1 protein-coding gene is annotated in these 614 nt (G+C 43.0%); it reads left to right on the top strand.

The genetic code is table 11. The annotated features are described in order from the left end of the window. On the top strand, positions 1-195 hold a 195-nt coding region (locus tag VTH8203_RS23530; RefSeq protein WP_167385790.1), incomplete at its 5' end, for a transposase. Positions 196-614: the final 419 nt, after the last annotated feature.

Raw genomic sequence — 614 nt, 5'->3', positions numbered from 1 at the left:
AAAGAAGGCATCTGTAACTTTGCAAAGTATGACCGACTAACCAGCTCTATAATCGAGGCTGGCAATGTATCAATAGGATTGTTGCGTAGAAGAGCTCGCGGGATAAGAGATACCGAATACTTCAAACTGAAGATTAAACAGCTTTCAGTACCTGAGGTAAGTTCAATATTATACCCTTCTGTCAAGCTCATCTAAGCGGAGAAGAGCCCCTGAGGTAAGTTCAATATTATACCCTTCTGTCAAGCTCATCTAAGCGGAGAAGAGCCCGTAAAAAGTAGGACCGTCAATTTCCCTCGGTAATTAGGCTAACGACAAAGTCGCTTGGTAATTAAGGTACGACAGAATCGCTTGGTGATCACACGTTTAAGGTTTCAAGATACTTTTTCTAATCCAAATCTCGCACGTTAGAATCTATACTCTAACGTGCTTTTGTCGAGTAGACGACACTTGTTGCCAAGTGCCGCCTGAATCTCTTCTACGAGTGTGATCTCTTCTACGAGTCTCTTCTACGAGCGTGATACCGATGGTCAAGGAAAATCATAAATGCCTAGCGAGTAGTGAGCTGTGCGAGCGTCAGGAGTGGCTTTATTATTTTACTTTACCATCATGTCCCT

This window comes from Vibrio thalassae (assembly GCF_900089835.1).
GTDB lineage: Bacteria > Pseudomonadota > Gammaproteobacteria > Enterobacterales > Vibrionaceae > Vibrio > Vibrio thalassae.
This window is presented reverse-complemented; position numbering and strand designations above follow the sequence as displayed.